Below are 24,400 nucleotides of genomic sequence, written 5' to 3'. Positions count from 1 at the left end.
ATCAGTTCCAAACGTCGCCGTCTATATTAAACTAGCCTGGATTGTTCTGATCGCGAAACAAATATGAAAAATCGCTATGCGCTTGGCCTACAACAGGTTCAGCAGGAATTAATTACCCTGCAAAATCCAGGGTTTTACTGGATCACCAGTCAGCGTCAGGAAGATGCGCGAATACTGCTGCGTCAGGTGGTGAGCCATCAGCAGGCGGCCACACTGGTCAGTTCAGATGAAAAGCCCCAATCACTGCTCACGCCCGATCCGCTGTCGGGGCCGGCGCGTATCCCGTTATTTTCGCTGCCGGCCAGCAAAGCCAGCTTGCAGCAACTCGAGAGTGATTTTGCACGCGTGCTGAATAGCCGCAGTGGCTTAGTGCTGTTTTACAGCAATGCCGCGCTGTGGAGTAAATTATCCGAAGATGAGTTGACGCTTTGGGTGAAACGCATGCGGCGGATGTTAATCAAAAAACAAATCACGCTGTTAATGATTACCTCAGGTGCGTCAATTATTCACTTGCGTAATCATCTGCAACGTTATTTTCGCCAACTTGATGGTGTCGCTCATTTAGAGTTTCAACAGGATAGCTGGCAATATCGAATTAATTGGTGGTACGCCGCAGACAAATTACTGGCCGACCGCGCGATTCGACTTAGCTGCAATGAGAATCAATTCAGCGCGGCTAATGAAGTGGAACAAACTATTCCGCTGAGCCTGAATGATGAAAATCAGTTTCTCGCCCAGCAAGGTGTGCTCGAAGGCGCGCCGCCGTTATCCAGCCAGTGGCAACTGTTTAGCGATAATGAAGGGGTGTTTTCCCGCGCCCAGCAGGCTAATGCCGCCACCGTCATCTTTAATTTGGCTCATAACCAGGACATCAATACGCTAGCAAAGATGGTCCACAGTTGCGGCGTTCGCGCGGTAATGCCTGAAGATTGTGGTGCGTGAAATCAGTACCAGTCTTAGGTATAGCGATGAACGCCTGCTGCTGGCCTGCGGCGTCAATGCCATCGTGCCTACTGCGGCCACGTTATCTCGCTTCCTTACCACGCTGGAAGGCATTCAGGGGCAGCAGTTTACCCGTCACGTGCCGGCCAACCTCGCGGCGTTGATGCAAGCCTTGCAGCCGTTACAGCAGAAAGGCTATCTGCCGCTGGAAAACTTCTGCGCGGCCGTGCAGCAGTTGATGAGCAATACGCTGCTACCCGAAAATGATAAAGGGCTGATGGTGGCGTTGCGCCCGGTGCCGCAATTGAAACCTGAACAAATTCTGACGCTGTGTAAACCGCGCCGTTTTGGCGATCTGGTGACGTTGATTAACGACCGCATCTATCTGTTCCTGTCGTCCTGTCGCTTTAACGATTTGGATATCGCTTTGAAGTCGATTTTCTCGCTGCCGCACGATGAGTTATTTAGCAATCGCGTGGTGTGGTTCGAGGACAACCAGATTCTTTCGGAAGTGCATAAAATTCGCCAACTGACGCCCGTGGCGCAGCGTGAAGCTCCGATGCCGACGATGGATGCGCCGCAGGACAACCCTGCCGCCGCATCCCACACGCGTGGTGCACAAACGCCGCAGCCCATTATTCTCGATCTGGATGGAGATCGCCGCTGATGGCACTGATGGATTGGGTGCAGGTGGCAATCCTGCTGCTGTTAATTTTGCTGTTCCTTAAATCGCTATTCGTGCGCGGGTTACCGCGCAGCAGCGCCAGTTGGCTGATGCGTTTGCTGCCCGCACGTGCATTGAAGTCGGAAGGGCAGTGGCAACGCAAACCTAATAAAACGGATACCAAACCGTAATGAGTGATAACAAACCTTCGACGCTGCACGGTTCGTGGTGGCGCGGCCTCGGCGGCTGGAATTTCTACTTCCTGATCAAATTTGGTCTGTTGTGGTACGGCTACCTTAATTTCCATGCGCTGAGCAATCTGGTGTTTTTGGCCTGGCTGCTGTTCCCGCTGCCGTCACGCCGTCTGCATCGCGTGCGTCACTGGGTTTCTGTGCCAATAGGTTTCGCGCTGTTTTGGCATGACACCTGGTTGCCGGGGATGGAATCGATCATGAGCCAGGGCAGTCAGCTGGCGGGATTCTCCTCTGCTTATCTGCTTGATCTGCTGGAACGCTTTATCAACTGGGAGATGATTGGGGCCGGCTTTGTGCTGCTGGTGATCTACCTGTTTGTGGCGCAGTGGATTCGTGTCACCGTGCTGGTCTCGCTGATGCTGATCTGGCTCAACGTGCTGACCATTGCCGGTCCTTCAATGAATCTGTTGCCGACCAAAGCGGCGACACCGGAAGTGTCACTCAATGACAAGCCGACTGCGACCAAAGCGCCCGGTGGCCTCGACCAGTCTGCGCCACCCACCAGCGCGAATCTGACATCGTGGCTCAATCGCTTCTACGACAGTGAGCGTCAGCGTGTCACCCATTTCCCGGACGCGCTGCCGGCGGATTCGCAGCCGTTTGATATCTTAGTGATCAATATTTGTTCGCTGTCATGGTCCGATCTGGATGTGGCGCAATTGCGCGATCATCCGTTGTGGAAGCACTTCGATATCTTGCTGAATAACTACAATTCCGCCACCGGATACAGTGGTCCGGCGGGAATTCGTCTGCTGCGCGCCAGCTGCGGTCAGACCTCGCACACCAATCTGTACAAAGCCACCGACCAGCGCTGCTATCTGTTTGATAACCTGGCGAAGCTCGGCTTTAAGCAGCAACTGATGATGGACCACACCGGCGTATTCGGTAACTATCTCAAGGAACTGCGTGAAGAGGGCAATTTGCAGGCGCCGCTGATGTCTCAGGCGGGCATTGCGCCAGAACTGACGTCGTTCGACGGCTCGCCGGTGTTTAATGATGGCCAGCTGATGCAGCGCTGGCTTGACGACCGCAGCAAAAGCAGCGATGCGCGCAGCGCGACGTTCTATAACCTGATCCCGCTGCACGATGGTACGCGTGAACTGGGCAGCACGCGCACGGCTGACTGGCAGCCGCGCGCCAAAGTGCTGTTTGACCAGCTCGATACCTTCCTGACCAATCTGGAGAAATCGGGACGCCGCGTGATGGTGCTGGTGGTGCCAGAGCACGGGGCGGCGCTGCAGGGTGATAAAATGCAGATGTCCGGTCTGCGAGATATTCCCAGCCCGAGCATTACCCACGTGCCGGTCGGCATTAAGTTTGTCGGCATGAAAGCCCCACATCAGGGACAGCCGCTGACCGTCGATACGCCAACCAGCCTGCTGGCGATTTCCGAGATCGTTTCTCGCGTGGTGGATGGCCAGGTGTTCAACGCGCCTAACGTCAATATGTCGGTGCTGACCGACAGCCTGCCGCAAACCCCGGTGGTGTCGGAAAACGATAACGCGGTGGTAATGATGTATCAGGGCAAACCATGGATTCGCCTCAATGGCGGCGATTGGGTGCCTTATCCGCAGTAGCTATGCATGAAAACGGTCGGCTTAATGCCGGCCGTTTCGCCCTTCACATTGTCCTGATGGGGTGTGCTATTCCTAATCACCGGGTTATCTCGCCTTCTCGGCCCTTTTTCGACTTTATCCCGGCGCAAAAAACACTGACCTGCGATATACTCGCTGCGCATTTCATCCTAAAGACACGGTTTAGCTGCCGGGAGAGGTTTTGTTGCGCGTCAGTCGATCGTTAACGATAAAACAGATGGCCACGGTATCCGCGGTGGCGATGGTGACCATCAGCATCTTTATCGTCATCCAGTTATTCCACTTTGTGCAGCAGCGCAGAATTGACTACGCCCAGCAGATGGAAAATATCGCGCATACCGTGCGTCAGCCATTGTCTGAAGCGGTGCTGAAGGGTGATATTCCTCAGGCTGAACACATCCTGAATACCCTGAAACCTGCGGGCATTTTGTCTCGCGCCGATGTGGTGCTGCCCAACGCCTTCCAGGCGCTGCACGCAGATTTCGCCCCCGAGAAGCCGGTGCCACGCCTGGTTGCGCGGCTGTTTGAACTGCCGGTGCAAATTACGCTGCCGCTCTATTCTGTCGAGCGCTCCGGGTTGCCTAAGCCGATAGCCTATCTGGTGCTGCAGGCCGATTCCTCGCGCGTGTATCAGTTCCTGTTGAGCACGCTCTCAACCATGATCACCACCTATTTGCTGTTGGCGCTGATCCTCTCGGTGTCGATCAGCTGGTGCATTAACCGACTTATCGTCCATCCGCTGCGCAATTTATCGCGCGATCTGCAGGAGCTGCCGCCGCAGGCCATTCTCACCCACAAGCTCGATTTGCCGCATAACCATCGCGACGACGAAATCGGTATGCTGATTCGCAGCTACAACCGCAATCAGCAGGTGCTTGAGTCGATTCATGATGAAATGAGCCGCATGACCACCCACTTTGCCGTGACTGACCTGCCCAATCGCGCGCTGTTTTTGGCGCTGCTGGATCAGCACGCCAGCCATCGTCATAGTCGCCAGTCGTGGGGATTGATGGTGATCCGTATTGAAACGTTGCAGGAAGCCAACGGCGTATTGAGTGATGAGCAGCGCGATACGCTGATGCTGACGCTGGTGGAGAAGATTCGTAGCACCGTTGACGATCACACCTTGCTGGCGCAAACCGGGCCAAGTGATTTCGCGCTGTTGATGAAGCGCGCACATAACCCGTTCCGCGCGATGCGGCTGGCGCGTAACCTGATGATTCGTATCAATCAGCCAGTCAACCTGCATCAATTACAGCTGCGGCCTAACGCCAGTATCGGGCTGGCACTGCATGATGACAGTGCCATCGGTGCCAGTGAGCAACTCGACCGGGCCACTTCAGCGATGATGTCGGCGCGCCATCAGGGTAAAAACCAGATTCTGTTTTTTGATCCGGCTCTGACCGAGCGGGCGCAAAAACGTCTGACGCAGGAACACGATATCTTGCAGGGGCTACAGGATGGCCAGTTCGCGCTTTACCTGCAGCCGCAAATTAACATGGCCACCGGCGAGTTAGCGGGCGCGGAAGCGCTATTGCGCATGCGCATGCCAGATGGCAGCTATGGGTTGTCAGAAGAGTTTATTGCCAGCGCCGAAGAGATTGGCGTGATCTCGGCGATTGGACGTTGGGTGTTCGAGGAGTCCTGCCGTATTCTCGCCTTCTGGCAGAAGCAGGGGATCAATATCCCGCTGAGCGTCAATATCTCGGCGGTGCAATTGCGCGATGCCAGCATGGTGAGCCATTTGCAGGGTCTGCTGGAGCGCCATCGCATTGCGCCCGGCAACTTCGTGCTGGAGATTACCGAGACGGCGCAGATAGGTGACGCAGAGCAAGCCATTCAGCTGCTGCGCTCGCTGCAGCAAACCGGCGTGGCAGTGGCCCTCGACGATTTTGGCATGGGTTACTCCAACCTCAACTATCTGCACCAGTTCAAAGCGCTGCCGGTGAACAAGCTGAAAATGGATCGCAGCTTTGTCGCCGCGCTGCCCGATGACGACACCATGGTGCGCATCGTGGCGGCGATTGCCGACATCATCGATCTCGATGTTATCGCGGAAGGCGTGGAGACGGATGAGCAGCGCGACTGGCTGCTGGCGCGCGGAATTACCATAGGACAAGGGTACTTATATTCTGAAGCGCTGCCTCTGCACACCTTCAATCAACGCTGGCTTGACAGCTCGTCACATCCTGAATAATCACCTTGTTTATTGATTTTACTCACGAAATTGAATTGAAGTGCTTTGCTGAAGCGTTTCAGTTCATAGTTAGAGTTTTGTAACTTTTGTAAGGAATGTAAGGGTATATTAATCCTGTTAACGGAGTGTTATTTTCGCGCAATCGGTAAGGTTTTACGCTTCCAGGCGGCTTGCCGCATGCGTTCTCCATAATAATGGCGGTGAATTCCGTCTATACCTGGACACCTGTTATGAAACTGTTCAAAAGCCTCTACTTTCAGGTGCTGGTTGCCATCGGCATCGGCGTCCTGATGGGCCACTTCTACCCTGAGTTAGGCGCGCAAATGAAGCCGCTTGGCGATGGTTTCGTTAAGCTGATCAAGATGATCATCGCTCCCGTTATTTTCTGTACGGTGGTGACCGGTATTGCCGGCATGGAGAGCATGAAAGCCGTTGGACGGACCGGCGCTGTTGCGCTGCTCTATTTTGAGATTGTCAGTACCATCGCACTGATTATCGGTCTGGTGGTGGTCAACGTGGTGCAGCCGGGTGCGGGCATGAACATTGATCCTGCCACGCTGGATGCCAAAGCCGTGGCGGTTTACGCCCAGCAGGCGCAGGACCAGGGCGTTATCGCCTTCTTGCTCGATATTATTCCAAGTAGCGTGATCGGGGCGTTTGCCAGTGGCAACATCTTACAGGTGCTGCTGTTCGCCATCCTGTTTGGCTTTGCACTGCATCGTTTAGGCAACGCCGGTACGGTGATGTTTAACGTCATTGAGAGCTTCTCGAAAGTGATCTTCGGCGTGATCAACATGATTATGCGTCTGGCGCCAATCGGTGCTTTCGGTGCCATGGCCTTCACCATCGGTAAATACGGTGTCGGTTCACTGGTGCAACTGGGTCAGCTGATTATCTGTTTCTACATCACCTGTGTGCTGTTTGTGGTGGTGGTGCTGGGCTTGATTGCACGTTGGGCAGGCTTCAGCATCTTCAAATTCGTCGCCTACATCAAAGAAGAGCTGCTGATTGTGCTGGGGACTTCTTCATCTGAATCGGCACTGCCACGCATGCTGGATAAGATGGAGAAGCTGGGTTGTAAGAAATCGGTGGTGGGTTTGGTGATTCCAACCGGCTACTCGTTCAACCTGGATGGCACTTCGATTTATCTGACGATGGCGGCGGTGTTTATTGCGCAGGCCACCAATGCGCATATGGATATCTTCCATCAGATCACACTGCTCGTGGTGTTGTTGCTCTCTTCAAAAGGGGCAGCGGGTGTCACCGGCAGTGGCTTTATCGTGCTGGCGGCGACGTTGTCAGCGGTGGGGCATTTGCCGGTAGCGGGTCTGGCGCTGATTCTGGGTATCGACCGCTTTATGTCCGAAGCGCGTGCATTGACCAACCTGGTCGGTAACGGCGTGGCGACGGTGGTGGTGGCGAAGTGGGTGGGCCAACTGGATGAAAAGCAGATGAAAGCGACACTTTCTTCAGCGAAAAAGGTCAATAACGCCTCACAAACCAGCGTCTGATCGTCTATTTGCGTTAAATTCCCAAGAAATGCCCGCTGTCGCTTGCCCTGACAGCGGGCATTTGCATAATAAACCCCATTGATTTTTTTCCCGATTTTTTACCTCGTTGCGCGACATCCTGACCTTCCTGTGGTCAAAGAGTCTGTTCTTCAATAAACGTGGCGGCAACTTGCCGCGTCGGCCACCAAAGATGTGGCCGCACATGTCGCGATAACGAGCGTTGATCTGTTTATGTAGGGGTTCACATGCAGGGCACCAGAATTCGGCTTTTGGTTGGCGGATTGATCCTTGCGGCATCCGGCTTCGGCGCACATGCCGAAACACTCCAGCCCGATCCCGCGTGGCAGGAAGGCAAACTGGACAATGGTTTTAACTGGCAGCTTCTGACCACGCCACAGCGTCCAAGCGATCGCATTGAGTTGCGTCTCATCGTTAACACCGGTTCGCTGGTGGAGAGTGCGCAGCAAACCGGCTTTAGCCACTTAATTCCCCGTCTGGCGATGGTGCATAACGCCGCGCTGGACACTAATCAGCAGCGTGCGCTGTGGCAGCAAGCTATGGATCCGCAGCGACCACTGCCACCGGCGATTTCGTCGTACGATTACACCCAATACAACCTGAGTTTGCCCAATAACCGCCCAGATTTGCTGAAAGAAGCGCTGAGCTGGCTGGCGGCAACCGCAGGGAAAATGACCATTAATGAGCAGGTGGTTTCGACCGCGCTGACCGCGACCGATCCGATCGCCACCTGGCCGCAGAATACCCAGGATGTCTGGTGGCGCTATCGCCTGAAAGGTTCTGCGATGCTGGCACACGATCCAGGCGAGCAGCCGCGCGCGCCGGTGGATATTGCTCAGCTCAACAGCTTCTATCAGCAGTGGTACACGCCGGATGGCATGACCTTATACGTGGTGGGTAACGTTGATAGCCGCAGCATGGCGGAGCAAATCAATAAAACCTTCTCCCCGCTGAAGGGCAAACGCGTAGCGCCGGCGGCACTGCCGACGCTGTCGCCTCTGCCGCATCAGCCCGTCAATCTGGTTAACGGCGGGATGAATCAGGATCGCCTGTCGCTGGTGTGGGATACGCCGTGGCAACCGATTCGTGACTCGCAGAATCTGCAACATTACTGGCAGAGCGATCTGGCGCGTGAAGCGCTGTTCTGGCATGTGCAGCGTGCGCTGGCGGACAGCAAAGCGCAGAACGTGCAGGTCGGTTTTGACTGCCGCGTGCTGTATCAGCGTGCGCAATGTTCCATCAACATGGACAGTCCCAACGCTTCGTTGCCACAGAACATGAATCAGGTGGCGAAAGAGCTGGCGGCGGTGCGTGATAAAGGGCTGCCGCAGGATGAGTTCGATGCGCTGATGGCGCAGAAGCTGTTGGAACTGAACAAGTTGTTCGCCACTTATGCGCGCACTGACACCGATATTTTGATGGGGCAGCGTTTGCGCTCGCAGCAGAATGCGGTAGTCGATATCGCGCCGGAGCAGTATCAAAAGCTGCGCCAAACGTTTCTTGGCGAGCTAACGCGCGAGCAGCTGAATCAGGAACTGCGTCAGCAACTGACCCAGGAACTGACCATGGTGCTGATTCAGCCGCAGGGTGAAGCCGAAACCAACATCAAGATGCTGCAGGAAGGTTGGGATAAAGTGATGAAAGTCCCGGACGCGCCTGCTGCACCGGCGGCGCCGGATGAGGTCAAACCGGAAAGTAACGGCAGCGCGAGCGCCACTGACCCGGCTCAACCCTCGTCATGATGCCAGATGCATTACGTCAAATTCCTGGCGTCTGAAGCCTGATTAGATACCTGAAATCCTCGAAATAATTTGAATCGCAGCAAGGCGGCAAGTGGATAAGTCCCCAGGAGCTTACATGAGTAAGTGACTGGGGCGCATCCACGCAGCCAACGCTGCTGCGGTTCAAAGTATGAAGAGGATCATTTGGCGCGCAGCCATTCGGTGACCAGCATCGGCCAACTGGCGAGGGGCAGATCGGCCACGCCGCGAATGCCAAATCCATGACCGCCTTTCTGATAGAAGTGAATCTCCACCGGCACCTTGTGTTCGCGCAGGGCGCTGAAAAACACCATGCTGTTGTTCACCGAGACGGCTTCATCATCGGACGCGTGAATCAGCAGCGTGGGCGGTGTCTGCGCATGCACGCGCGTTTCCAATGAGTAAGCCTCAATCAACTTTTGATCCGGCCATGCACCTAGCAGACGCGTGCGTGAGCTTTCGTGCGCCAGGCCGTCCCGCATGCTGATCACCGGATAGAGCAGCACCATGGCATCCGGACGTGGCGAGAAGCTATCGGCCTGATCCTGCACCGGATACACTTTCTCAGCAAAGCGCGTGCCCAGACTGGCCGCCACGTGTCCACCCGCTGAAAAGCCCATCATCACAATGTATTTGCCGTTAAGGCACGCTGCGCGCGTTCACGCAGCACGCGGACGGCACGCTGTGCATCGGCCAGCGGCGCATCGGGACCTTCATGATGACCATCGTAAGGCAGGCGATAAGTCATTACCGCCAGCGTGTAGCCCATCGATGTGAAGAAAGTAGCGAGTGCGCTGCCTTCACGATCAATCAGTACACGCTGATAGCCGCCGCCGGGTGCCACCAGTAACGTGATGCCGTTGGAGGTTTCAGGGTGCCAGATCGCCATTTCCGGACAGCGCACGCCGGTGGCGGCGCGGTCATAGGGTTCATACTCTTTGGCGAGATCGACAATTTGCGGTTGAGCGCGCGAATCACTCGCGCCTGGCGCGTCACCGTGCGGCCAGATATTAATGATTTCTGTGTGCATAAATCAGTCCTGAGCGAGTCGTGTTGTCATTATTTTGTTCGCGGCCGGATGAACAGCGTCCTGCTGTTATTGATTAAAACATGGTCTGTTTTCGTGCTGGCGTCCAGCCGAAAACCCGCCATTTTTGCAGTTTCGGACTATGCCTGGCGGCCCGAATTCTTTCCGTAATACATTGAATTTAAATTGATATGGTAAAGATTTCTAAACTGGCGTGGGCGGATAAGTGTTAAAGATGGATGGCTGGCGAGGTTAGTCAAAATTAGCAGTGCAATGTCGGGATTTAAGGCAAATTATCCTGTTCATTGTGTAAGTCGGGATTATCAAATCAACACGGCAAAGTGATCGAGTGGCGCAATTCATCGCGCCAGCGGAGATCCAGCGGCGCCAGGCTCTGTGCCTGAAAGAGCGCCGCTGGGCAGTGCAGTGATTAAGGCTATTACGGCATGGCGCTTAATGGGATGATCGCCCCACGATGCTGGATCACGGTGCTGGCAGTCAGGTGACCGCAGGCGGCGGCGTCTTCCGCACTCCCTCCGGCCAGACGGACTGCCAGATAACCCGCGCTAAACGAGTCGCCCGCAGCCGTGGTATCGATCACCTTCTCTTTAGCCAGCTTGATGGCGGGCACTTCACGCAGTGGTTCATCGCCAATTGCTACCAAACAGGCATCGGCACCGCGTTTGATGGCGATCTCCTGCACGCCCGCTTCACGCGTGCGCGCAATCACTGCCTCCAGCGGCTGTTCGCCCCATAGCAGATGTTCATCATCCAGCGTCAGGAAGGCCATATCGGTATGACGCAGCATCTCTGCGTAAGCTTGCTGCGCGCTGGCTTGATCAGCCCACAGACGCGGTCGATAGTTGTTGTCGAAAATGACCTTTCCACCGTTTTGACGGCAGGCGCTGAGCAGGGCCATCAGCTTCTCGCGACTGGCGGCCGGCAGAATCGCCAGGCTAATGCCGCTGAGATAAAGATAATCGTAATGGGCTAGCTGTTTACAGATCGCCTCAGATTCCGCGCCATCCAGCCAGAAGCGCGCGGCGGCATCGTTGCGCCAATACCAGAATGTGCGCTCGCCGTGATCGTCGGTTTCGATGAAGTACAGGCCCGGCATTTTATTGTCGAGGCGCTGAATCAGCTGGGTGTTTACCTGCTCCTGCTGCCAGGCAGCGATCATCTGGTCACTGAAACTGTCGGTGCCCAGTGCGGTGACGTAATCCACCCGCAGCTGCTGGCTATCTGACTGACGCGCCAGATAAACCGCCGTGTTTAGCGTATCACCGCCAAAACCGCGTTTGATATTCTCACCTTTTTCGGACAGCTCAATCATGCATTCGCCAATGATGGCGATGTTCTTCTGCGTCATGGTCTTCGGCCTGTAGTGAATTCTGCCCACGAGTCTCGCGTCTGGTATGGCAGCTGTCAATGGTTTTTAAAACGACGTTTTAATTTAACTTAAGGTGGTGAATCGCCCCGTCCACGGCGATTTAGCGGCCAAAGCGCCGTTTGTTTTGCCGATTAAGACTGAAACCTGCTGATACACTCAACTGCTCGTGTGGCTGCTGAGACCAATAAAGTTATCGCGTCGATGGCCGATACTTGCCGCTGAGAAGCTAATTGCAGGCACCCACCACCTACCAGGAAAAAACCATGGTGATGAACAATTTGAGTCATCGGCTGCCTATTTCAATTGAACTGGAGCAACAACAGGAAACGCGTTTCTTCTGGCAGCAGTGCCAACGACTCTATACTTTCCAGCCGATTTACCAGGTCTCCGGCCGCTTACTGGCTATTGAATTACTGACTGCGGTGACCCATCCATCCGCACCAGAAAAAAGGTTGTCACCCGAAGCCTATTTTGAAGCGCTGACTATCGCGCAGCGACTTGATGTCGTCGAGGAACAGCTTGAGCTGTTATTACAGTGGTCACACTTTTTCTGCCAGCGTAAGTTGGTTGCATCAGTGAATATTGATGGACCCACGCTGCTGGCGATCGAGCAGCATGATGATATCCGCCAGTTGATCACGCAATTGCCTTGGGTACGCTTTGAACTGACTGAGCACCATGCGCTGCCGCAGGAAGAGATGGTGGCGAAGATGCCTGAATTGGGCCCGCTGTGGCTCGATGACTTTGGCTCAGGCATGGCGAATTTCTCCGCGTTGACGGAACTGCGTTATGACTACATCAAGCTGTCGCGCGAACTGTTCATGCTACTGCGTTCCACCGATGAAGGTCGCTCACTGTTCTCCATGCTGCTGGCGCTGATCAACCGTTATTGCAACGGCGTCATCGTGGAAGGTGTGGAGACCGAAGAAGAGTGGCAGCAGGTGCGTAATTCACCCGCCATGGCCGCACAAGGCTATTTCTTCTCGCGTCCTGTCCCCTTCAGCAAGCTGGAAACCATGGCATTAGAGCTTCCCTGATCCCGTTCCGCAACGTCTCGACTACAGTTAATTGAGACGTTTAAGGGGCAAGGAGGAAGTAGAATGTCACGTACGGGAAAAGTCCTGAGTTGGGTTTTCGGGATTTTATTGTTGCTGGTTGTGGTGGTCGTGGTGATTATCGCCACCTTCGACTGGAATCGCCTGAAGCCAACCATCAACCAAAAAGTCTCCACAGAGTTGAATCGGCCTTTCGCCATCCGTGGCGATTTGGGCGTCGCCTGGGTGCGTAACCGCGAAGAGCCTGGCTGGCGCAGTTGGGTGCCATGGCCACAGGTGCATGCGGATGATGTCATGCTGGGTAATCCCCCCAACATTCCTGATGTCACCATGGTGCATCTGCAGCGCGTAGAAGCCACCATCGCGCCGCTGGCGTTGCTGCACAAACAGGTTTATCTGCCGTGGATTAAAATGCAGTTGCCGGACGCGCGTCTGGTACAGACTGCTGATAAAAAGAATAACTGGACCTTCAACTTAGCCAGCAGTGGCAGCAGCGATCCCAACGCGGCCCCCTCTGCCTGGTCCTTCCGCCTTGATAACATCCTGTTCGACAAAGGCCAGGTGCGCTATCGCGATGCCATCAATAAAGCCGATGTCACCGTGACCATTAATCCACTGGGTAAACCGGTGCCGTACGCGCAGTTGGCGGGCGGCAACGATCAGCAGAAGGGCGCGGGCGATTTTGTCTTTGGCTGGCAGGCGGACGGAACTTATAACGACCAGAAACTTGAGGGCGACGGCAAAATTGGCGGCATGCTCTCATTGCGCAGCAAAACCACGCCGTTCCCGCTGCAGGTCGATGTGCGCAATGGCACCACACGCGTGCGCGTGGACGGAACGTTGCAAGACCCGTTGAACCTGGGTGGGCTGGATGTGCGCCTGCGCTTTGCTGGCGATACGTTGGCAAACCTGTACGGTTTAACCGGCGTGCTGCTGCCGGATACGCCGCCGTATGAAACCGACGGCCATCTGATTGCGCGCTTTAATGAAGAGAAAGGCCCGCTGTTCCGCTACGAAAACTTCAATGGTCACATTGGCGATAGCGATATTCATGGTTCGCTGACGTATCGCCAGGTAAAACCGCGTCCGACTCTGACCGGGGAATTATCCTCGAACCAGCTGCGCATGGCGGATTTGGGCCCGCTGATTGGCGTGAATTCGGGTAAAGGCAGTGAGAAAACCCAACAGGCCAAAGCCCAGCGCGGTGACGCATCGACTCAACCAGCGGATCGCGTGCTGCCGCATGACAAGTTTGAGACCAAAAGCTGGGATGCGATGGATGCGGATGTGAAGTTCAGCGGTAAGCGCATTGAACACAGCAGCAAGCTGCCGCTCAGCGATCTCTACACCCATCTGCAGCTGAAGAACGGCGATTTGCTGCTCGATCCGCTGCGATTCGGTATGGCCGGCGGCAGCATCAACTCGACTATTCATCTGGAAGGGGATAAAAGCCCGATGCGCGCGCGTGCTGATTTGCATGCACGCAAACTGCAACTCCGCCAGCTGTTCCCGGATGTCACCGCAATGCAGCGCAGCCTCGGTCAGCTAAACGGCGATGCCAGCCTGAGCGGCACCGGCAACTCGGTGGCAGATATTTTAGGGACCAGTAACGGTGAGCTGAAGCTGCTGATGAATGATGGCTTGATCAGCCGTAGCCTGATGGAGATTGCCGGCCTTAACGTCGGCAATTATGTGGTCGGTAAACTGTTTGGCGACGATGAGGTGCGCATCAACTGTGCCGCCACCGATCTCAACATCCGCCAGGGCGTGGCCACGCCGAAAGTGTTTGTGCTGGATACGGAAAACGCGGTGATCAACGTGGCGGGCAACGTTAACTTTGCCAACGAAAGGCTGGATTTATCCATTAATCCAGACAGCAAAGGCATTCGCATCATTACACTGCGATCGCCGCTGTATGTGCGTGGCACCTTCAAAAATCCGGATGCGGGAGTGAAAGCCGGACCGCTGATCGCGCGTGGTGCCGCTGCGGTGGCGCTGGGCGCGGTGGTGGCACCGGCCGCCGCGCTGTTGGCACTGATTTCACCGAGCGATACCGATGCCAATCAGTGCAGCAACGTGTTGCAGCAGATGAAGAGTAAAAAGTGATCAGTTACGCCACAGGACTTTGATGATGTGATAACCAAAGGCGGTTTTCACCGGTCCGTAAGGTTGCAACAGCGGGCAGGAGAATGCCGCCTTATCAAAGGCGGGCACCATCTGACCTTTACGGAACTCCCCCAGATCGCCGCCGTTGCGGCCCGATGGGCAAGTCGAATGTTTCTTTGCTAACTGCTGGAAGTTCGCGCCTTTTTCCAGCTGAGCCAGCAGGGATTTGGCCTGCGCTTCATCCTTGACGAGGATGTGTAAAGCCGCCGCGGTTTTCGCCATGATCTTGTCTCGTTGTGTATAATGCGGCCTGCATTATATACCTTAATTCTTCGAAGGGGCGCGCCATGGTGCGCTCATCAGGCGCCTTTGGGTTGCCCCTACTTTTAGCTCTGAGTGATCTTCCGTTATGCGTTTAAACTCCGGCCAACAACGTGCTGTCGAATTTGTCACCGGTCCTTGCCTGGTGCTGGCCGGTGCGGGCTCGGGTAAAACCCGCGTCATCACCAACAAAATCGCCCATCTGATCCGTGAGTGCGGCTATCAGGCGCGCCATATCGCCGCCGTGACCTTTACCAATAAGGCCTCGCGCGAGATGAAAGAGCGCGTGGCGCAAACGCTGGGGCGCAAAGAGGCGCGCGGCCTGATGATCTCGACCTTCCACACGCTGGGCCTCGAGATCATCAAACGTGAATATAAAGCGCTGGGGATGAAGGCCAGCTTCTCACTGTTCGACGATCAGGATCAGCTGGCGCTACTAAAAGACCTGACCCAACAGTGGCTGGAGGAGGATAAAACCTTACTGCAGCAGCTTATTTCCACCATCTCCAACTGGAAGAATGATCTGGTCGACCCGCAGACGGCGGTCGGACTGGCCCAATCGCAGCGCGACCAGATTTTTGCCCACTGCTATCAGCTGTATGACCAGCATCTGAAATCCTGCAACGTGCTGGATTTCGACGATCTGATCGCATTACCTACCTTGCTGCTGCAGCGCAATCAGGAAGTGCGTGAACGCTGGCAGCAGCGTATTCGTTACCTGCTGGTGGATGAGTATCAGGACACTAACACCAGCCAGTATGAGCTGGTGAAACTGCTGGTGGGCGCGCGGGCGCGGTTCACCGTCGTCGGTGATGACGATCAGTCGATCTATTCCTGGCGTGGCGCGCGGCCGCAGAACCTCGTGTTGCTTAAAGAAGACTTCCCGGCACTGGAAGTGGTGAAACTGGAGCAGAACTATCGTTCGACCCAGCGCATTCTGAAGTCGGCTAACATCCTGATTGCCAATAATCCGCATGTGTTCGAGAAGCGTCTGTTCTCCGAACTTGGCGAAGGCAGTGAGCTGAAGGTGCTGAGTGCGAATAATGAAGATCATGAGGCCGAGCGGGTCGCCGGTGAGCTGATCGCCCATCACTTCGTGAATAAAACCGCCTACAAAGATTATGCGATTCTCTATCGTGGCAATCACCAGTCGCGCGTATTTGAAAAGCAGCTGATGCAGAATCGTATTCCGTATCGCATTTCTGGCGGCACGTCGTTTTTCTCGCGCCCCGAGATCAAAGACCTACTGGCTTATTTGCGCGTGCTGACCAATCAGGAAGATGACAGCGCCTTCCTGCGCATCGTCAACACGCCGCGCCGTGAGATTGGTTCCGCAACGCTGCAGAAGCTCGGTGAATGGGCCAACCTGCGCAGTAAAAGTCTGTTCAATGCCAGTTTTGATATGGGGCTGGAACAGACGCTGAGCGGGCGTGGATTGGAGCATCTGCAGCGTTTTACTCAGTGGCTGAATGAGATTATCCAACTGACGGAACGCGAGCCGGTGAATGCAGTACGCGATCTGATTCGCGGCGTTGATTACGAAAGCTGGTTGTTTGAAACCTCACCGAGTCCAAAAGCCGCTGAAATGCGCATGAAAAACGTCAACACCTTGTTCCAGTGGATGACGGAAATGCTGGAAGGCGACGAGCTGAATGAGCCGATGACGCTGGCGCAGGTGGTGACGCGCTTCACGCTGCGCGACATGATGGAACGCGGTGAGAGCGATGAAGATAGTGATCAGGTGCAGCTGATGACGCTACATGCGTCAAAAGGGCTGGAGTTTCCGTATGTATATCTGGTCGGTATGGAAGAGGGATTATTACCGCATCAAAGCAGCATTGATGAGAACAACATCGAAGAGGAACGTCGTCTGGCCTATGTGGGCATTACCCGCGCCCAGAAAGAGCTGACCTTTACCCTGTGCCGGGAACGTCGTCAATATGGCGAACTGATGCGACCGGAGCCGAGCCGTTTCCTGATGGAATTGCCGCAGGACGATGTGGTGTGGGAGCGCGAGAAAAAGGTGATCAGCGCGGAAGAGCGAGTGAAAACCGGACAGACGCGCGTCGCCGGGTTACGCGCGATGCTGGAGAATGCGAAGAAAGGGTAAATCCCCTGCCGTTCATTCAGGCCAGGCCTCTAGCGAGAACCGTTGCGAGCGTAGCGGAGGCAAGGCGAAAAGTTCCTGGCAAAGCGGAGTTTACATGCCGTAAATGAGCATTTGACGGGAGCTTTTCAACGCAGCATCAGCAAGCGCAGCAGGTTTGATCAAAAGATAGTCAGTAGCCAGTGCACATACGACTGATAATGACTCTCTTGTTCCAGCAACTCGGCACGCAGCGGATGCGCTTCGAGCCAGCCATCGGGCAATGTCAGATGCAGTGCATCATCATCCGCCTGTAAACGTACCGCAGGCAGCGTGTCATCGCGACGACGGCTGGAGAAGATAATCGCCAGACGTAATAAACGACTTAAACGCTCGGCCGTACGGGGCGGCACGGCATTCTGCTGCGTCAGTAAACCCAGATCGATACTGCCGCTCTGATTTTGTAGCAGGCAGGCGAGCATTTTTTTCTGTGCGGGGGTAAAGCCAGGCAGGTCGAGATGGCGAATCAGGTAAGCGGCGTGCTGCGGGGCCTGACGAAAATCGACGCTCAGGCCAATTTCATGGATGGAACAGGCGCTCAGGAGCAAATCGCGACATCGATTATCCAGCTTCCAGCTACTGCTGACCTGACGGAAAAAACTCTCCGCCAGCTGACGTACGCGGCCGGCCTGTTCCACATCAATGGAAAATCGGCGCTGGACGTTTTGCAGCGTGCGGCTGCGAATATCGCGATCGATCGGCAGATGCAACATGCCATACACCAGACCTTCACGCAGCGCACCACCGGCCAGCGTCATGCTGTCGATGCTGAGTTCATGGAAGATAGCGATCAGAATCGACAGGCCGCTGGGAAACACCAGCGCGCGCTCTAACGTCAATCCTTCAATTTCCAGCTCTTCCAGCTTACCGCACTGAATCGCACGCTGTTTAAGCTGCTGCAGCTTGCTCAGGGTGATGCGTTCATCCATGCCCTGTGCGACCATAATTTCCTGCAACGCCTGAACGGTGCCCGAGGCGCCAACGCAAATCTGCCAGCCCTTTGCACGCAAAGCAGCGGCCACCGGACGAATGATTTCACGAGCCGCCTGTTCAGCCTGCTCGAAATTCTCTTTCGCCAGATGACGATCGCCAAAATAGCGTTCCAGCCAGGTGACGCAGCCCATCGATAAACTAAATAACGTGTTTGCGTGTGAACCTTCGCCGGTCACTAATTCAGTGCTGCCACCGCCAATATCCACCACTAATCGCTGATCGGAACCGCCGGTGGTATGGGCAACACCTTGATAAATCAGGCGCGCCTCTTCCTCACCGCTGATAACGTTCACCGGGCAGCCAAGAATATCGACAGCTTTAGCCAGAAAATCCTGTGCGTTTTCTGCAATACGCAGCGTGGCGGTAGCCACCACACGGATTTGCTCGGGGGGAATATCTTGCAGCTGTTCAGAGAAGAGTTTCAGACATTGCCAACCGCGCTGCATCGCCTCAGGCGAGAGCTGGTTGGCTTTATCCAAACCGGCAGCCAGACGCACTTTGCGCTTTATTCGCGCAACGGTCTGAATACTGCCGGACACTTCGCGCACCACCAACATATGAAAGCTGTTAGAGCCTAAATCAATCGCAGCATAAAGTGACGATGCGCTTAGCATGGTGTGCTTAACTCGGACGTTTACGGTTGTTGTTGCGCGGTGCACTGCTGCGACGGTTACTGTTGTTTCCGCCACGGCGTGGGCCGTTACCTGAACGACTGCGCTGCAGGCGTTTAGGTGGTGGCAGTTCGCCCAGTAATGCTTCGCTGCTGTACTTGCTCACCGGAATACCGTGACCGATATACTCTTCGATGGCTGGCAGGTTCAGTGCGTACTCTTCACAGGCCAGGCTGATGGAGTGCCCACTGGCGCCGGCGCGGCCGGTACGACCAATACGGTGTACATAGTCTTCACGATCGTCCGGAAGATCATAGTTAAACACGTGGGTGACGGCAGGAATGTGCAGACCACGTGCCGCGACATCGGTGGCGACCAGGATATCGACATCACCTTTAGTGAAGTCATCAAGGATACGCAGACGTTTTTTCTGCGCGACATCGCCGGTCAACAGACCTACGCGGTGACCATCAGCGGCCAGATGGCCCCAGACGTCTTCACAACGATGCTTGGTGTTGGCGAAGATGATGGCGCGATCGGGCCACTCTTCTTCCAGCAAGGTTTGCAGCAGACGCATCTTCTCTTCATTCGAAGGGTAGAACAGTTCTTCTTTAATGCGGTGGCCGGTTTTCTGCTCGGGTTCCACTTCCACGTATTCGGCATTGTTCATGTGTTCGAACGCCAGTTCACGTACGCGGTAAGAAAGGGTCGCAGAGAACAACATACTCAGACGCTGGGTGGCCGGCGGCATGCGGCGGAACAGCCAGCGGATGTCTTTAATAAAGCCAAGATCGAACATGCGATCGGCTTCATCCAATACCACGACCTGAATAGCGCCGAGGTTGATGTGATTTTGTTTCGCGTAATCGATCAGGCGACCCGTGGTGCCCACCAGAATATCGACGCCGTCAGCTAACACTTTCAGCTGTTTGTCGTAGCCGTCACCGCCATATGCCAGACCCAGTTTCAGGCCTGTCGATTTCGACAGCGGTTCTGCATCAGCATGAATCTGCACAGCAAGTTCACGCGTCGGGGCCATGATCAGCGCACGTGGCTGATTAATCTGGCGGCCTTCGGCGGCTGGATGAGAAAGAAGATGATGAAACGTTGACGTCAGGAACGCCATCGTTTTTCCGGTACCGGTTTGCGCCTGACCCGCTACATCACGCCCTGAAAGCGCAAAAGGCAGTGCCAACGCCTGGATAGGCGTGCAGTAAGAAAAGCCTTTAGTATCAAGGGCTTCAACCACCTGTGGGTGCAGGGCGAAGTCGGAAAACTTCTGTTCAGTTAAGTGTGTTTTGCTCATAGTGTGGTAGAATATCAGCTTACTAGCGCTTTACGAAAGCGTATCCGATGAAATAAAGTCAACCTACGTTGGTATATTTTACGCCAATTCGCCAGGCACAATCTTTGGAGTTAAACATGAGCAGCGATAAAATCGTTCACTTGACCGATGACAGTTTCGACACTGACGTGCTGAAAGCCGACGGTGTCACTCTGGTAGATTTCTGGGCAGAATGGTGTGGTCCTTGCAAAATGATCGCCCCCATTCTCGACGAAGTTGCAGAAGAGTACGACGGTAAGCTTACCATCGCCAAGTTGAACATTGATGACAACCCGGGCACTGCGCCTAAATATGGCATTCGTGGTATCCCGACGCTGCTGCTGTTTAAGAACGGTGAAGTGGCTGCCACCAAGGTTGGCGCACTGTCTAAAGGCCAGTTGAAAGAGTTCCTGAACGCTAACCTGGCCTAAGCCCAGCACGGCGTTGTTCCGCAGTGGTGAATTTTTTCGCCACTGCTGGACGTCTCCTTTAAGGCGTGTTAAGTTGACCTCACTGCATTACGCACTTACCTTGTAGTTTGCATCTAAAGTTTTCCCTTGTCAGACCCTGCTCGCATTGAACGTTATCGTGGTTTGGCAATCTGATGACTAGCACATTCGGCATCACCTTTCGACCATCTCTTCGTTTCCTATCGCCACATCAGACGATAATCGTCGAGCAGAGTTGAAAAAAGAGCCATTAACAGGCATGGAATTTTCGCCATACCACTCACGACAATCATTCCGAGAATTACCCCGAGTTTAAGAACCCTCACTATGAATCTTACCGAATTAAAGAACACGCCGGTTTCTGAGCTGATTACCCTCGGCGAAAATATGGGTCTGGAAAACCAGGCACGTATGCGTAAACAGGATATTATTTTCTCTATCCTTAAACAGCATGCGAAAAGTGGCGAAGACATCTTTGGTGATGGTGTGCTGGAGATATTGCAGGACGGATTTGGTTTCCTCCGTTCTGGAGACAGCTCCTACCTCGCCGGTCCCGATGATATCTACGTTTCTCCTAGCCAAATCCGCCGTTTCAACCTCCGCACTGGTGACACCATTTCTGGTAAAATTCGCCCGCCAAAAGAGGGTGAACGTTACTTTGCGCTGTTGAAAGTTAACGAAGTTAACTACGACAAGCCGGAAAACGCGCGTAACAAGATTCTGTTCGAAAACCTCACGCCACTGCATGCAAATAATCGTATGCGTATGGAGCGCGGTAATGGCTCAACTGAAGATCTGACCGCTCGCGTGCTGGATCTGGCATCACCGATTGGTCGTGGTCAGCGTGGTCTGATTGTGGCACCGCCGAAAGCCGGTAAAACCATGCTGTTGCAGAACATCGCACAGAGCATCGCCTACAACTATCCTGATTGCGTGTTGATGGTGCTGCTGATTGACGAGCGTCCGGAAGAAGTGACCGAGATGCAGCGTCTGGTGAAAGGCGAAGTTATCGCATCAACCTTCGACGAACCGGCTTCACGCCACGTTCAGGTTGCTGAGATGGTGATCGAGAAGGCTAAGCGCCTGGTCGAACACAAGAAAGACGTTATCATCCTGCTTGACTCCATTACCCGTCTGGCGCGTGCTTATAACACCGTAGTACCGGCTTCTGGTAAAGTGTTGACCGGTGGTGTCGACGCCAACGCCCTGCATCGTCCGAAGCGTTTCTTCGGTGCAGCACGTAATGTGGAAGAGGGTGGCAGCCTGACCATCATCGCGACCGCGCTGGTTGATACCGGTTCGAAGATGGACGAAGTGATTTACGAAGAATTTAAAGGTACAGGTAACATGGAACTGCACCTGTCGCGTAAAATCGCCGAAAAACGTGTCTTCCCAGCGATTGATTACAATCGTTCTGGTACGCGTAAAGAAGAGCTGCTTACCACGCAGGAAGAGCTGCAGAAAATGTGGATCCTGCGCAAAATCATCCATCCAATGGGTGAAATTGACGCGATGGAGTTCCTCATCAATAAACTGGCAATGACGAAAACCAACGACGAATTCTTCGATATGATGAAGCGCTCGTAAGTTGGCGAAACTGAATCGCTAAGCGAAGCGATTTGTGCGCACAATTTGCCAGGATTTATTGCTAACGCCACGTCTTAACGTGGCGTTTTTCATTTATGGGCATTAGGATTAGCCCAGTCAGGAAGCATTATGAGGATTGTGCCTGAAGGATGCTGGATTTTTCAGCAATCAGACTTTTCGCAGGCATAATTCGGACAAAGGATATACGGCAATGGCAAGAGTCTTGCATATTGTTGTCGATGATTTTAGCTGAGAGCGTTAACGTGAATTTACTCACTATGAGTACTGAGCTTTGGTTTTAGTTTTTCTTTTTACTTTAGTGTTCCTATTTTTTGCCCGTAAAGCCGCTAAAAAAATTGGGCTAGTGGACACACCTAATTCGAGAAAACGACACCATGGCGCCATTCCGTTAGTAGGTGGCATCTCAGTTTATGCAGGGATTTGCTTTGCTTTCGCCATCTCAAATTATTATTTGCCGCATGCGGCGCTCTATTTAAGCTGCGCAGGCGTTTTAGTGCTGGTTGGCGCGTTAGACGATCGCTTTGATATCAGCGTTAAAATTCGTGCGTTGGTTCAGGCGACGGTCGCCGTTGTGATGATGGTCGGCGCCAAGCTCTATCTGCTCAGTCTGGGCTTTATCATCGGCCCTGTGGAGTTGGTGGTAGGGCCCTTTGGCTATGTATTGACGCTGTTCGCCGTCTGGGCGGCCATTAATGCCTTTAATATGGTGGATGGTATTGATGGTTTGCTGGGCGGGCTCGCCAGTGTGACCTTCGCCGCGATGGGTATCATCCTCTATTTCGACGGTCAAACCAGTCTCGCGATGTGGTGTTTTGCCATGATCGCCGCCACCATCCCCTATATTTTGCTCAATCTGGGCCTGATTGGTCGCCGCTATAAAGTGTTTATGGGCGATGCAGGCAGCACCATGATTGGCTTCACCATCATCTGGATTCTGCTGGAAACCACTCAGGGATTGAGTCATCCCATCACCCCGGTCACTGCGCTGTGGCTGATTGCCATCCCGCTCATGGACATGGTGGCGATTATGTATCGCCGCCTGCGCAAAGGTATGAGCCCGTTTTCTGCGGACCGCCAGCATATTCACCATTTGATCATGCGCGCAGGTTTTACTTCACGTCAGGCATTTGTCCTGATCACCGTGGCCGCAGCGCTGTTAGCCGGTATCGGCGTGCTGGGCGAATACCTCGCCTTCATCCCCGAATGGGTGATGCTGGTGTTGTTCCTGATGGCGTTTTTCCTTTACGGCTATTGCCTGAAACATGCCTGGCGCGTCGCGCGCAAAATTCGTCGTATAAAACGCCGCTGGCAAAGCAGCGGCGAAGATAAAAAATAAGTTACCCCGATCAGTACCCTGATAAGGACTTTTGTTATGACCTCTGTGGTTGTGGAGAACGAACTGGATGTGCGCGGCCTCGGCTGCACGCTGTGGCGCGGTAAGCGCTGGATTGTCGGCTTTGCGTTGCTGTTTGCCCTACTGGCATGGCTCGCCTCGATGTTGATGAAACAAGCCTGGAGCACCACGGCTGTCACCGACCGTCCGACGGTGAACATGTTGGGTGACTTCTTCGTGCAGCAGCAATTCCTCAATAACCTCGATGTGCGTACTAACACGCTCAACCTCAACACGCCAGCACCCACGGTGATGGATGAGGTGTATCAGGAGTTCACCATGCAATTGGCCTCCTGGGATACACGTCGTGATTTCTGGCAGCAGACCGATTACTTCAAAAGTCGCAAAAGTGGCAACGCCCACAACGACGCCGCACTGCTCGACGATATGATCACCAATATTCAGTTCACGCCTGCCGATGCGGCGCACAACACGCTGGATAACATCAAGTTAATTGCCGAAACCGCCAGCGATGCTAATAATCTGCTGCGCCAGTACATTGCTTATGCCAGCGAACGCGCGGCGCGTCATCTGAATGCAGAATTAAAAGGGGCGTGGCAGGCGAGAAGCACCCAACTGCAGGCACAGGTTAACCGCCAGCAAGACGTGGCGCAGGCGGTATTCGATCGTCAGCGTCAGCGCATTGAGCAAGCGTTGAAAGTGGCCAGCCAGCAGGGCATTAAAGAAAACCGCGCACCGGCCCTCGGTGAGGCATTGCCGGACAGCGATCGCTTCCTGCTGGGACAGCAAATGTTGCAGGCCCAGCTGGATACGCTGCAGGCCAGCGGACCCGCTTACGATTTGAGCTATGATCAAACAAAGCCATGCTGAGCACGTTGCAGGCAGGCGCGCGGCTGGACAAACCGTTCCAGACCTATCGCTATCTGCGCACGCCAGAGGAGCCTGTGTCGCGCGATAGTCCGCGCCGTCTGTTTATGATGATCATGTGGGGCGTCATTGGCGCGCTGGTGGGTTCAGGCGTCGCGCTGATGCGTCGTCCGCGCCCAACGTCACCAACGAGCCATTAAGAGAAGCC

General features: G+C 54.5%; 14 protein-coding genes and 4 pseudogenes. 13 read left to right on the top strand and 5 right to left on the bottom strand.

Features of this window, described 5'->3' with window-relative positions:
* Positions 1-63: 63 nt before the first annotated feature.
* From bcsE to HA45_RS18045, 6 genes and pseudogenes are all read left to right on the top strand, one after another.
* Positions 64-1,609: pseudogene (bcsE, locus tag HA45_RS18075) on the top strand (cellulose biosynthesis protein BcsE).
* The gene (gene bcsF / locus HA45_RS18070) at positions 1,609-1,797 is read left to right on the top strand and encodes a cellulose biosynthesis protein BcsF (protein WP_100701493.1); all 189 of its coding nucleotides are present in this window, start codon (positions 1,609-1,611) and stop codon (positions 1,795-1,797) included. The pseudogene bcsE and the gene bcsF overlap by 1 nt, the downstream one beginning before the upstream one ends.
* The gene (bcsG, locus tag HA45_RS18065; protein ID WP_100701492.1) at positions 1,797-3,437 is read left to right on the top strand and encodes a cellulose biosynthesis protein BcsG; all 1,641 of its coding nucleotides are present in this window, start codon (positions 1,797-1,799) and stop codon (positions 3,435-3,437) included. The genes bcsF and bcsG overlap by 1 nt, the downstream gene beginning before the upstream one ends.
* Positions 3,438-3,639: 202 nt before the next feature.
* A complete protein-coding gene (hmsP, locus tag HA45_RS18060) occupies positions 3,640-5,652 on the top strand; it encodes a biofilm formation regulator HmsP (RefSeq protein ID WP_205960943.1) in 2,013 nt (670 codons plus the stop codon).
* Between the two features lie 230 nt (positions 5,653-5,882).
* Positions 5,883-7,163, top strand: coding sequence for a dicarboxylate/amino acid:cation symporter (locus HA45_RS18055; protein WP_100701490.1), 1,281 nt, complete (start codon positions 5,883-5,885; stop codon positions 7,161-7,163).
* Positions 7,164-7,408: 245 nt separating this feature from the next.
* Positions 7,409-8,923 (top strand): M16 family metallopeptidase, encoded by a 1,515-nt coding sequence (locus tag HA45_RS18045; RefSeq protein ID WP_100701488.1) that lies wholly within the window; start codon positions 7,409-7,411, stop codon positions 8,921-8,923.
* A 179-nt stretch (positions 8,924-9,102) separates the two neighbouring features.
* Here the strand turns inward: HA45_RS18045 and HA45_RS18040 are convergent.
* Positions 9,103-9,971: pseudogene (locus HA45_RS18040) on the bottom strand (alpha/beta hydrolase).
* Positions 9,972-10,407: 436 nt separating this feature from the next.
* Positions 10,408-11,337, bottom strand: a complete 930-nt coding sequence (gene kdgK / locus HA45_RS18035; RefSeq protein WP_100701486.1) for a 2-dehydro-3-deoxygluconokinase — start codon at positions 11,335-11,337, stop codon at positions 10,408-10,410.
* A gap of 284 nt (positions 11,338-11,621) precedes the next feature.
* Between kdgK and pdeH the strand changes: the two genes are divergently transcribed.
* The gene (gene pdeH / locus HA45_RS18030) at positions 11,622-12,395 is read left to right on the top strand and encodes a cyclic-guanylate-specific phosphodiesterase (RefSeq protein ID WP_100701485.1); all 774 of its coding nucleotides are present in this window, start codon (positions 11,622-11,624) and stop codon (positions 12,393-12,395) included.
* Between the two features lie 63 nt (positions 12,396-12,458).
* A complete protein-coding gene (locus HA45_RS18025; protein ID WP_100701484.1) occupies positions 12,459-14,519 on the top strand; it encodes an AsmA family protein in 2,061 nt (686 codons plus the stop codon).
* Here HA45_RS18025 and ppiC read toward each other — a convergent pair whose 3' ends face one another.
* Complete coding sequence (gene ppiC, locus HA45_RS18020; protein WP_084933160.1) at positions 14,520-14,801, bottom strand: peptidylprolyl isomerase PpiC; 282 nt, start codon at positions 14,799-14,801, stop codon at positions 14,520-14,522.
* Between the two features lie 127 nt (positions 14,802-14,928).
* Between ppiC and rep the strand changes: the two genes are divergently transcribed.
* Positions 14,929-16,950 carry a DNA helicase Rep gene (gene rep / locus HA45_RS18015; protein WP_100701483.1) on the top strand — a complete coding sequence of 674 codons (2,022 nt, stop codon included), beginning with the start codon at positions 14,929-14,931 and terminating at the stop codon, positions 16,948-16,950.
* Between the two features lie 158 nt (positions 16,951-17,108).
* Here rep and ppx read toward each other — a convergent pair whose 3' ends face one another.
* Together ppx and rhlB are read right to left on the bottom strand one after the other, a co-directional pair.
* On the bottom strand, positions 17,109-18,593 hold the full coding sequence (gene ppx / locus HA45_RS18010; RefSeq protein WP_100701482.1) for an exopolyphosphatase: 1,485 nt from the start codon (positions 18,591-18,593) through the stop codon (positions 17,109-17,111).
* Positions 18,594-18,600: 7 nt separating this feature from the next.
* Complete coding sequence (gene rhlB, locus HA45_RS18005; RefSeq protein ID WP_100701481.1) at positions 18,601-19,896, bottom strand: ATP-dependent RNA helicase RhlB; 1,296 nt, start codon at positions 19,894-19,896, stop codon at positions 18,601-18,603.
* Positions 19,897-20,012: 116 nt separating this feature from the next.
* On the opposite strand from rhlB, the gene trxA reads away from it, so the two are divergent.
* From trxA to wzzE, 4 genes and pseudogenes are all read left to right on the top strand, one after another.
* Complete coding sequence (trxA, locus tag HA45_RS18000) at positions 20,013-20,345, top strand: thioredoxin TrxA (protein WP_003851963.1); 333 nt, start codon at positions 20,013-20,015, stop codon at positions 20,343-20,345.
* A 345-nt stretch (positions 20,346-20,690) separates the two neighbouring features.
* Positions 20,691-21,950: a transcription termination factor Rho gene (gene rho, locus HA45_RS17995; RefSeq protein WP_084933178.1), complete on the top strand. Its 1,260-nt coding sequence runs from the start codon at positions 20,691-20,693 to the stop codon at positions 21,948-21,950.
* Positions 21,951-22,228: 278 nt separating this feature from the next.
* Positions 22,229-23,307 (top strand): annotated as a pseudogene (gene wecA, locus HA45_RS17990) (UDP-N-acetylglucosamine--undecaprenyl-phosphate N-acetylglucosaminephosphotransferase).
* Between the two features lie 36 nt (positions 23,308-23,343).
* A pseudogene (gene wzzE / locus HA45_RS17985) lies at positions 23,344-24,392 on the top strand (ECA polysaccharide chain length modulation protein).
* The last annotated feature ends 8 nt before the right edge of the window (positions 24,393-24,400 follow it).

It is taken from the genome of Pantoea rodasii (assembly GCF_002095465.1).
In the GTDB taxonomy this organism is placed as follows: Bacteria; Pseudomonadota; Gammaproteobacteria; order Enterobacterales; family Enterobacteriaceae; genus Pantoea; species Pantoea rodasii.
Note: the sequence above shows the minus strand (reverse complement) of the source record. Positions and strands in the feature narration are given on the sequence as shown.